We start from the raw sequence: 8,476 nt of genomic DNA, 5'->3' as shown, positions 1-8,476 counted from the left end.
AAATTTCTAATGAAATTAAAATATATTTGATAATAATATAAAAGTTAATAGTGGATTAGATATAGTAGTAAAATTATTATTTGCAAGTTTCATTATGGTAATTGTTTATAAAATGTTTAGTAAAATACATGTTGCAAAAAAGAAGGTAGAAAATAATTATATAGAGTATGTAGAAAATATAAAAAAAGAAAAAGATATAAATAAGAAAAGTAAGTTAGAAAAAATAAAAGAATTTTTAAAAATAAAAAAACAATAAAAGAAGAGATTTTTTATACTTATAAAAAATTTGAAAAGATTACAGATAAAGTAGGGGTTTTTAAAAATTATATGACAGCTACACAATTAAAGAATGTAGTAAATTTAAAATTTGATAATATGGAGGATTTAGAATGTATGACTAAGATATATAATGAAGCTAAATTCTCAAATCATCATATGAAGGAAGAAGAACTACAAAGGATAAAAAAAGGATATGCGAATGTAAAAGAACAACTAGAAAAGTGATAAATTTACAAAAAGGTGTAGGAGGTTTACAAAAAGGTAGACTAGAGTTTGTACAAAAAGGTAAAAATGATAGTACAAAAAAGTTTCTACAAAATTAGTCAATTTCGACAAAATAATCTAAAAAAGACTAAGAGTTAATCAATAAATATTATATCAGAGTTATAATATATATCAATAGAAACATTAATGTGTCAATTAAAAGGGAGAAAATAAAAATCTACACTACATTAAATGACATAATTTTTTAAACTTAAGTGATAAAATCATTTCATATAGAGCGTTAGTTTTTGAGGGGGTTGTATTCAGTGGTTATAGTTGAAAGTTTAAAAAATGTAGTTGAGATTGATAATGTAAAGTATGAGTATGTGTATAAGCTTTTAGAAAGTGATTACAATTTTAAGAATAATGAAAAATGCAATTCATTAAAAGCATATGGAATAGAAGTGGAAAGAAAAGATACAGTTAAGGGACAAGTTGTTTCAAATTATAAGGATTTTGTTAGATATATAAGTCCTAAAAAAGAGAAAGTGACTGAAATAATAGAGCTTTTAAATAACAATATAGTTTCACCTATTCACTTAATAGATGTTATAGGTGAGTATGTAGACGAGTATGTTAATGATTTCGATGAAGCTATAAAAAATAAAAATTTAAAAATAGCAGTTTCATAAAGCAAAGGCATATTAAATCAGATAATAGATTAAAATACGCATATATTATTTGGTTTATATATGTATAAATTAAAATAAGGGAGCTATCTCCCTTATTTTAGTATAAACATAGCAATTTAACATATTAAAATACATAAAATGTAATTTAAAATATATAAGATATCTACTATAAAATTCAAATTTGTGATAATATAATAAAAAAAGTACAATTTTTGGTAGAAAGAAAGGAGGATGAAATTTGATTGTAGGCATTGGTGTAGATATAGTAGAAATAAGAAGAATTAAAAGTGCAATTGAAAGAAACAGTAATTTTACAAGAAAAATTTTAAGTGACGAAGAATTGGAATGTATAGCTAAAAAACCTATGAATTTTCAATACATAGCAGGAAGATTTGCAGCAAAAGAAGCTATATCTAAAGCTTTAGGAACTGGATTTAGACAATTTGGATTAAAAGATTTAGTAATAATAAACGACGAGTTAGGTAAACCAATGGTTACGTTAAAAGAAAAGGCTAATGAAGTTGCAAAAAAACATGGACAATACAAAATTCATTTAAGTATATCTCATGGGGAGGACAATGCAGTAGCCTATGCCATATTGGAGGTGAACTAAAGTGAGTGGCGGATTAAAGGAAATAAAAAATACAATAATATCCAATTTACATAATATTCATTTAAAATCTAAAAAATTAGATGGTAATTTTATTGGTAGTTGTTTTGTGAAACGAGAAATAGATGGTCACAAAGGGGATTATGGAAGGGTTTTAGTTATAGCTGGGTCTAAAGGGTTTAGTGGGGCAGCATACCTTGCTACAGAAGCAGCAGTAAAAAGTGGTGCAGGTCTTGTAACATTATGTACGCATAAATCAGTACAGGGAATTATGAGTATTAAACTTAATGAAGCTATGACAATTAATTATGAACAAACTGATAAGATAAATAATTTAGTTGTAAAAAGCAATGTAATAGCATTAGGTCCAGGTATGGGGAATAATAGTTTAACTTATAATATATTAAAAGAAATTGTAACTAAAAGTGAATGTCCTTTAGTTATTGATGCAGATGGATTAAATGTATTACAAGGAAATCTTGAATTATTAGAGTTGAAAAATAATGAAATCGTTTTAACTCCTCATCTCGGAGAAATGTCAAGATTAACAGGTTTGACAATAGATGAGATAAAAGAGGATAAATTAAAAATATGCAAGGAATTTGCTAAAATACATAATATTATATTACTATTAAAGGGGTATGAAACAATAATAACTAATGGTGATGAAGTGTATATAAATTCTACAGGAAATAGTGCTATGGCATCAGGGGGGATGGGGGATACACTGACGGGAATTATAGCATCTTTCATAGCCCAAGGTTATGAACCATTCCAGGCAACATATATGTCAGCATACATTCATGGATTCTGTGGAGATGTCTTATCAAAAGATATGTTTTGCGTAAATGCAACACATATAATTGAATTTTTACCTTATGGTATAAAAATGCTTTTAGAAGATAAAGACGATTCTAGGGAAGAGATATTAAGCAATTAATATAAAAATATATAAAATTTATAAATAAGTTATAGTATTGGTAATTGCATAATAATATAGTAGTGTATTAATTCTAATAGGGGGTATTAAGTGAAGAGTATAAATAAAAATACACTATTAATGATTGTAGCATTTTTTATAATAGCAATAACATCTGTAATGTTTTTTAAATTTAAGCCACAAAAACCTTTAGCATATGAAGAAATTATTGAAAATTTAAAAAATATTAATGGATATACTGCAAATATAAAGATAGACATTAAAAATGCAAAGCAAAATCTTACCTATGATGGAAAGCAAATCTACATAAGAGAAAAAGGGGGACAAATTAATCTAGGGGAAAATAGATGTTTTACATATGATGATAAGGGGATACATGTTAAAGATAATAATAATGGTGAAAAATATGATTTACCAGACGGATTTGATGAAGTATTAAAAGGATTATTTGTAAATGAATTTATTAATCTTATAAATACAAGCAATGAAGTAGTTATAGAAAATAAGGAATTAAACAATAAGCAGTATTTAACTATTAGTTTATTATTGCCCGGTTATAATAGAAATATATATAAAGGCATAATGTATATAGATATTAAAGATGGTTTACCACGAGAATATCATATTCTAGATGAAAAAGAGAATATAAGATTAATATGTACTTATAATAAATTTTTGAAATTAAAAGAAATTGAAAATTTCGAAATTAACTAAAGATAGTTACATTAAAGCCAACTAGAGGTATTATATAAGCTTAGAATAGTTAAATTTACTGTGAGGTGAAGAAAATGTTCAGGCATTTAAGACCAGTATGGGCAGAAATCAATTTAGATAAACTTGCTCATAATATGAGAGAGATAAAAAGAGTATCAAAAAGCAAAGGAATTATAGCTGTTGTAAAAGCAGATGCTTACGGTCATGGAGCTATTGATATAGCACCTGTACTTTTAGAAAATGGTGCTGAAAGATTAGCTGTGGCTGTAATAAGTGAAGCAGTAGAACTAAGAAGGTCAGGAATAGACGCACCAATAATGATTCTTGGTTTTACTCCACCAAATTTAATAGATACATTATTAAAATATGATATTGAACAAACTGTTATAAATTATGAATTTGCAAAAGAGCTATCGAATATGGCTAAAAAGAAAAATAAAATAGCTAAGATTCATATAGGAATAGACACAGGCATGGGAAGAATAGGTTTTTTACCTAATAATCAAAGTATTGAGGATATAGTTAATATAAGTAAACTTCCTAATATAGAAATAGAAGGCATATTCTCACATTTTTCATCTGCTGATGAAAAATGTAAGGATTATACAGAAAAACAACTAAATCAATTTAATGATTTTTATAAAGAATTAGTGGATTTAGGTGTAAACATAAAAAGTAAACACATAAGCAATAGTGCAGCTGTTATGGATTTGCCACAGTGTCATTTTGATTATGTAAGACCGGGCATAATTTTATATGGATATTATCCATCGGATGAAGTTATGAAAGAAAAGTTAGATTTAAAACCAGTTATGGCTTTAAAATCTAACATAGTACATTTAAAAAACTTACCAAAGGAAAAACACATAAGCTATGGTAGGAGGTTTACAACAGAAAGAGACAGTGTAATAGCTACTTTACCAGTGGGATATGCAGATGGTTATACTAGATTACTTTTTAATAAAGCAAAGGTTATTGTAAATGGAAGTTTTGCTCCTGTTGTGGGAAGCATATGCATGGATCAATGTATGATAGATGTTACTGATATTGAAGGTGTAAAAGTTGGAAATGAGGTTATACTAATAGGTGAAGACAACCATGGAAATAAATTTGATGCCGATGATATAGCAAAACTTTTAGGAACTATAAATTATGAAGTTATTTGTGCAATAAATAAAAGAGTTCCTAGAGTGTATGTAAAAGGTGGAAAAGTAATTAAGGTTAGAAACTATGTATAACAATATAACTGTCATATTTGGTAAAAAACTGTTGTATAAAGTAAAAAGAAACCAATAATTTCTTTGACATTATGACATTAATTCAATTATAATTAAAACGGTACATAATGGTTGTTATTAGTTATATTAGGAGGTATTGATTTCCATGTCAGATTCAAAGAAATTAAATGTTGATATTTCTAAAAGTTTACTAAGAAACATAAGTAGCAATTTAACCTCAGATTATGAAAAAAAAGAAGACGCAATAGACGATTCAATCATATTATATATAGAAGACGATTTTTCAATAGAATTCATAGAAAGTATGAAAAATGGATATATTGAAATGGCTGATATAAATTTAGAGATGTCTGAATTGGGATTAGAACAAGATGTTTGTGATTTCATAGAATATGAATCAAGGCTTTAGGAGAGTGAATTGCCTAATGACAACTGTTGTGAAAAGAGGAGATATATTTTATGCAGATTTAAGTCCAGTTGTTGGATCGGAACAAGGAGGCGTGAGACCTGTTATAATTATTCAGAATGATATAGGGAATAGATATAGCCCTACTGTAATTGTAGCAGCAATTACCTCACAAATTAATAAAGCTAAGCTTCCAACTCATGTTGAAATATCTTCAGAAGACTATGGGTTAAATAAAGATTCTGTAGTTTTATTGGAACAAATAAGAACCTTAGATAAAAGAAGGTTAAAAGAGAAAATAGGTCATATGACTAAGGAAGATATGGAAAAAGTTGATATTTCATTAATGCTTAGTTTAGATTTGAAGCATAAAAATAAAAATAATTAAAGTTTATATAACATAAAAAGCAGTTAGGTATAGTATTTATGTGCTATATATAACTGCTTTTTTATATGTAAAATTCTAAAATTATAATTTAAAAAAATTATTTATTGAAATAAAGTGCTATTTTGCATATTAAAATAAATTAATATGCAAATAATAAAAACGGTTAGTTTACTATTTGTAAATATAAATAGTTGTTAAAAGGTAGAAAATTGTTATAATATTTAATAGAAGATAATCTAGGAGGTATTGGTATGGAAAAAACACTAGACCAATTACAAAATATTACTAAAGAAATAAGAAAAGACATAGTTACAATGTTAACTGAGTCAGCGTCAGGTCACCCAGGTGGGTCATTATCATCAGTAGAAATCTTAACTACTTTATATTTTAATGAAATGAATATTGATCCTAAAAATATACATGACCCAAATAGAGATAGATTTGTTCTTTCAAAAGGTCATGCAGCTCCAGTACTATACAGTACTTTGGCAGAAAGAGGCTTTTTTGAAAAAGAAGAATTAATGAATTTAAGAAAAACAGGAGCAATGCTTCAAGGACATCCAAATATGAATTATGTTCCTGGTGTTGATATGTCAACAGGATCTTTAGGTCAAGGTATATCAACAGCAGTTGGAATGGCTTTAGCAGGGAAAATAGATGAAAAAAGTTATAGAGTCTATACTATTTTAGGTGATGGAGAGCTTCAAGAAGGTCAAGTGTGGGAAGCTGCAATGTGTGCTGCACATTATAAGTTAGATAATTTAACTGCATTTGTAGATTTTAATGGACTACAAATAGACGGAGATGTATCTAAAGTTATGAATCCAAATCCTATAGCTGATAAATTTGAAGCTTTTGGATGGAATGTAATGGTTTTAGAAGATGGTCATGATTTAAAAGCTATAAAAGAAGCTATAGAAAAAGCAAAAACTGTTAAAGGACAGCCAACAATGATAGTGTGCAAGACTATAAAAGGTAAAGGCGTATCATTTATGGAAAACCAAGCAGGTTGGCATGGATCAGCTCCTAGCAAGGAACAATGCGATTTAGCATTAAAAGAAATAGGAGGGGAAGCGTAATGAGTAAAATAGCTACAAGAGAAGCATATGGAAAAACACTTGCAAAAATAGGTTTAGAAAATGAAAATATAGTTGTTTTAGATGCAGATTTATCAAAATCAACTAAAACAGCAGATTTTAAAAAAGTATGCGAAGAAAGATTTTTTAATATGGGTATAGCAGAAGGAAACATGATGTCAGTTGCAGCTGGTTTAGCTAGTTGTGGAAAAATACCTTTTGTAAGTACATTTGCAATGTTTGCAGCAGGCAGAGGATTTGAACAAATCAGAAACTCTATATGCTACCCAAAATTAAACGTTAAAGTTTGTGCAACACATGCTGGATTAACTGTTGGAGAAGATGGAGCTTCACATCAAGCTATTGAAGATATAGCACTTATGAGAAGTATCCCTAATATGGTTGTTATAAGCCCTAGTGATGCAAAAGAAGCAGAAGCAGCTATAGAAGCAGTTGCTAAGTATAATGGACCTTGTTATGTTAGACTTGGAAGAAGTGGTGTTCCACAAATAAATACAAATGAAGATTATAAATTTGAAATAGGTAAAGCAATTAAATTAAGAGAAGGAAAAGAAGCTACTATAGTAGCAACAGGAATAATGGTTGATGCAGCTTTAGAAGCAGCTAATATTTTAAGTGAAGAAGGAATAAAAGTAAGTGTGTTAAACATACATACTATTAAACCTATAGATGTAGAAGCTATTTCAAACTCTGCAAAAGAAACAGGAGTAATTATTACAGCTGAAGAGCATAGTATTATAGGTGGATTAGGTTCTGCAGTTGCAGAAGTGGTTACTTCATCATATCCAGTTCCAGTTTTAAGAGTAGGTGTAAAAGATACATTTGGTGAAAGTGGTAAACCTGCTGAATTATTAGAAAAATATGGATTAACAGCAAAAGAAATAGTTAAAGCTGTAAAAAAAGGATTAGAACTAAAATAAAAATTAGAATAAAAACGAAATGCTATATAATATTATGTAGCATTTCGTTTTTTATTAACAAAAAAATATAGATTTTACTATGGCAAAAAATTCTCTTATAAAATAGTTTGGTTTCAATAATATATTACTGTTACTACTATAAAAAGTTATATTTTTATAGTTATTTTTTTTACTTAATATATGAGTTCTAAAACAGTGAAAGTCACTAGTTACTATTTTAATTTTTATCTTAGAAAAATCATTATTATCATTTAAAATTTTAATTTTTGAATATTTCAGATTTTCAAATGTGTTCTTAGAATCTTCTTCTAATATCAACCTATTTTCATCTATTCCATTGCTAATTAAATAAGTTTTCATTGCTAAGGATTCGGAAATTATTTCATTGGCACCTATACCTCCAGATAGAATTATCTTACATTTATTATTATAATTGTTAATATAATAAATAGCAGAATCTAATCTATACTGTAGTGTTTTACTAGGCTTATTATTTTTTAGTCCAGCACCAAGAATTAAAACATAATCGCAATATGAAGTATTTTTAGAAAGGCTAAAATAGATAATAAAAATTTCTAAAACAATAAATATTATAAAAAGTAATGTTAAAAAAGGACATAAAATTTTAAAGATAGTAGTGTTAATTAAAAAATCTTTATTATAGTAATATAGAATTAAGATTAATCCTAAAATAAATAAATTTATACTAAAAGAAACTTTACCAAAATGCAAGTTTATTAATAGAAAATATATTATTAAAGTAATTCCTATTATTAAAGCAATTATAGACATAAATGTTATTCTCCTTATTATAAATATTTTAAGGTAATATAAAAATATAATAATATTCTATAATAATATTTTATTACTTTAAAGGATAAAGGTTATAAGATGAAAAATTTTAATATATTAAGTTAAATTACTATTCAATTAACAGAAAATAATGACTTTTACAAAACAATATGATAAAATAACTTAAAATTATAAA

Annotated in this window: 12 protein-coding genes; 11 read left to right on the top strand and 1 reads right to left on the bottom strand. The window is 26.8% G+C overall.

The window, feature by feature from the left end:
• Positions 1-94 precede the first annotated feature (94 nt).
• From CSGHG_RS23210 to CSGHG_RS10240, 11 genes are all read left to right on the top strand, one after another.
• A complete protein-coding gene (locus CSGHG_RS23210; protein ID WP_155844754.1) occupies positions 95-256 on the top strand; it encodes a hypothetical protein in 162 nt (53 codons plus the stop codon).
• Between the two features lie 71 nt (positions 257-327).
• A complete protein-coding gene (locus CSGHG_RS23205; RefSeq protein ID WP_155844753.1) occupies positions 328-504 on the top strand; it encodes a hypothetical protein in 177 nt (58 codons plus the stop codon).
• Between the two features lie 305 nt (positions 505-809).
• Entirely contained in the window at positions 810-1,175 is a 366-nt protein-coding gene (locus CSGHG_RS10280; protein ID WP_010294759.1) for a DUF6514 family protein, read from the top strand.
• 238 nt (positions 1,176-1,413) lie between these two features.
• Positions 1,414-1,788: a holo-ACP synthase gene (acpS, locus tag CSGHG_RS10275; protein WP_010294757.1), complete on the top strand. Its 375-nt coding sequence runs from the start codon at positions 1,414-1,416 to the stop codon at positions 1,786-1,788.
• A 1-nt stretch (position 1,789) separates the two neighbouring features.
• Complete coding sequence (locus tag CSGHG_RS20500) at positions 1,790-2,725, top strand: NAD(P)H-hydrate dehydratase (protein ID WP_010294755.1); 936 nt, start codon at positions 1,790-1,792, stop codon at positions 2,723-2,725.
• Between the two features lie 90 nt (positions 2,726-2,815).
• Positions 2,816-3,439 (top strand): germination lipoprotein GerS-related protein, encoded by a 624-nt coding sequence (locus CSGHG_RS10265; protein ID WP_010294753.1) that lies wholly within the window; start codon positions 2,816-2,818, stop codon positions 3,437-3,439.
• 74 nt (positions 3,440-3,513) lie between these two features.
• Positions 3,514-4,677: an alanine racemase gene (gene alr, locus CSGHG_RS10260; RefSeq protein WP_010294751.1), complete on the top strand. Its 1,164-nt coding sequence runs from the start codon at positions 3,514-3,516 to the stop codon at positions 4,675-4,677.
• Between the two features lie 145 nt (positions 4,678-4,822).
• Entirely contained in the window at positions 4,823-5,086 is a 264-nt protein-coding gene (locus tag CSGHG_RS20495; protein ID WP_010294748.1) for a hypothetical protein, read from the top strand.
• 16 nt (positions 5,087-5,102) lie between these two features.
• Positions 5,103-5,471, top strand: a complete 369-nt coding sequence (locus tag CSGHG_RS10250; protein ID WP_010294745.1) for a type II toxin-antitoxin system PemK/MazF family toxin — start codon at positions 5,103-5,105, stop codon at positions 5,469-5,471.
• A gap of 251 nt (positions 5,472-5,722) precedes the next feature.
• Complete coding sequence (locus tag CSGHG_RS10245) at positions 5,723-6,550, top strand: transketolase (protein ID WP_010294743.1); 828 nt, start codon at positions 5,723-5,725, stop codon at positions 6,548-6,550.
• Positions 6,550-7,488, top strand: a complete 939-nt coding sequence (locus tag CSGHG_RS10240; RefSeq protein WP_010294741.1) for a transketolase family protein — start codon at positions 6,550-6,552, stop codon at positions 7,486-7,488. Before CSGHG_RS10245 ends, CSGHG_RS10240 begins: the two co-directional genes overlap by 1 nt.
• Positions 7,489-7,542: 54 nt before the next feature.
• Here the strand turns inward: CSGHG_RS10240 and CSGHG_RS10235 are convergent, their stop codons facing one another.
• Positions 7,543-8,280 (bottom strand): YdcF family protein, encoded by a 738-nt coding sequence (locus tag CSGHG_RS10235; protein ID WP_010294739.1) that lies wholly within the window; start codon positions 8,278-8,280, stop codon positions 7,543-7,545.
• Positions 8,281-8,476: the final 196 nt, after the last annotated feature.

Origin of the sequence: Clostridium senegalense JC122 (genome assembly GCF_000285575.1) — a bacterium.
Lineage (GTDB): Bacteria > Bacillota > Clostridia > Clostridiales > Clostridiaceae > Clostridium_J > Clostridium_J senegalense.
The sequence above is the reverse complement of the archived record's forward strand: the minus strand, read 5'-3'. Positions and strand labels throughout refer to the sequence as shown.

Bases quoted from the DNA above. Each gene is read 5' to 3' on its own strand.
- CSGHG_RS23210 (WP_155844754.1), top strand. From the start codon at position 95: ATGGTAATTGTTTATAAAATGTTTAGTAAAATACATGTTGCAAAAAAG.
- CSGHG_RS23205 (WP_155844753.1), top strand. From the start codon at position 328: ATGACAGCTACACAATTAAAGAATGTAGTAAATTTAAAATTTGATAAT.
- alr (WP_010294751.1), top strand. From the start codon at position 3,514: ATGTTCAGGCATTTAAGACCAGTATGGGCAGAAATCAATTTAGATAAA.
- CSGHG_RS20495 (WP_010294748.1), top strand. From the start codon at position 4,823: ATGTCAGATTCAAAGAAATTAAATGTTGATATTTCTAAAAGTTTACTA.
- CSGHG_RS10250 (WP_010294745.1), top strand. From the start codon at position 5,103: ATGACAACTGTTGTGAAAAGAGGAGATATATTTTATGCAGATTTAAGT.
- CSGHG_RS10245 (WP_010294743.1), top strand. From the start codon at position 5,723: ATGGAAAAAACACTAGACCAATTACAAAATATTACTAAAGAAATAAGA.
- CSGHG_RS10240 (WP_010294741.1), top strand. From the start codon at position 6,550: ATGAGTAAAATAGCTACAAGAGAAGCATATGGAAAAACACTTGCAAAA.
- CSGHG_RS10235 (WP_010294739.1), bottom strand. From the start codon at position 8,280: ATGTCTATAATTGCTTTAATAATAGGAATTACTTTAATAATATATTTT.